This is a genomic window from Paenibacillus sp. IHBB 3054 (assembly GCF_051594305.1).
GTDB lineage: Bacteria > Bacillota > Bacilli > Paenibacillales > Paenibacillaceae > Paenibacillus_AQ.
Genome location: NZ_JBOFBG010000107.1, coordinates 1 through 1,334, shown reverse-complemented (window position 1 = coordinate 1,334; position 1,334 = coordinate 1). Strand labels below are relative to the sequence as shown.

Annotated in this window: 2 protein-coding genes and 1 pseudogene; all 3 read left to right on the top strand. The window is 47.3% G+C overall.

Annotation, left to right across the window (positions count from 1 at the left end):
* Nucleotides 1-214: pseudogene (locus ACQ76X_RS35865) on the top strand (serine/threonine protein kinase); the annotation flags it as partial.
* Between the two features lie 71 nt (nucleotides 215-285).
* Nucleotides 286-1,023 carry a metal-dependent hydrolase gene (locus tag ACQ76X_RS35860; RefSeq protein ID WP_438498661.1) on the top strand — a complete coding sequence of 246 codons (738 nt, stop codon included), beginning with the start codon at nucleotides 286-288 and terminating at the stop codon, nucleotides 1,021-1,023.
* 5 nt (nucleotides 1,024-1,028) lie between these two features.
* Nucleotides 1,029-1,334: hypothetical protein (locus ACQ76X_RS35855; protein ID WP_438498660.1), on the top strand; the 306-nt coding region annotated here is incomplete at its 3' end.

Here is a 1,334-nt window from a genome sequence, read left to right as displayed (position 1 = left end):
AGTACCTCAAGATTACTGGAGGATTGCTTTGCCACTGGCGAGTGAAGAAAATCAGGAAATCATAGCCGGTTGCTTAAGCGGCAGACCGGTCTTTGCCATTCCGTATCACCCAGACCCGTTCAAATCAGACTCTAACACGGATGAATTACTGGAAGGATTACTCTCTCCGATCCTGGATAAGCCTAAGAAGAGAGGACTCGCCCGTTTCTTCTGAATAACAAGTCATAACGAAGGCCGCACTGCTTCAGCACCTGAAGCGGTTATTTGTTGTTTCGGAAGGAGGTGATGAAAAAAATGAATAAAAAGGGACATGTAGCTGTAGCTGTGCTAACTGGATCGGCTCTCGCTGCACACCTCACCGAGTTGAGGATCACGCCAGTCTTACTCTTAGTAGTCGCTGCAGGTGTGGCGGGTTTGCTGCCCGATTTAGACCACAAGACCAGTACAGTTAGCAATACCATGCAGTTTTCAGCCAAAACCAGAAAGAAGCTGCGGTGGGCATCAGGAATGGCGGTAGGAGTTGGCGCTGTTTTATTTTTCTTACAACAGGGTTTTCCACTATTGTGGATCGGTACTGGCTTATGCCTTGCTGTGGCAGCTAGGCTTCGGACATTGATTCTTAGTGGAGCTGGACTACTGATGGTTGGAGCGTATCTACATTATCACGAACACTGGCTATTGCTATTAGCGGGGCTGGCGTTATTGATCATGCCCTTTGTGAAGCATCGGGGACTGATTCACAGTCCGGAATTCGCCGTTTTGCTTAGTGCAGGGGTGATTACTTTTACCGAATCACAGACACCGCTGGTGTACGCGATGGGGCTGGGTGCTTTAGCCGGTTGGTGGTCACATCTACTTGCTGATTCGGTGACAGCAGAAGGAATTCACTCTGCACTGCTACCCAGGCTGAAAGTTGCGCTAAATGTCATTCGTAACGGCGGTGCCACTGAGCGCTGGGTGGCCAGGATCTGCTGGGCTGCGAGTGTGGTGCTGTGGATCAATCTATTTTATGTGAAGGGATGAATGTAATGAAAAAAACAATAACTGTTTTGATGATGTTCTTTAGTGTGTTCCTTTTGCCCATCATGGCCTACGCCGATGATAATAATCCGATTACCAAGATCAAGGAGAAAATGAAGTTTAACTGGAAGGTGTTAGACGGACTGGACTTTGTGTTTACGCCGATTGGGTTGTTCATCTCTTTAATCACCATTGCAACACTGATTTTTGTGGTGGTCCGAGTCATTATCAAGCTGGTCAAGATCAGTACGGGTAAAGGGACAATCAAAGATAAGTGGTTTTGGATTGAGGCCGGTCTGATTGTATTTATTGTG

Coding starts and splice junctions, on each gene's coding strand:
- ACQ76X_RS35860 (WP_438498661.1), top strand. CDS start 286: ATGAAAAAAATGAATAAAAAGGGACATGTAGCTGTAGCTGTGCTAACT.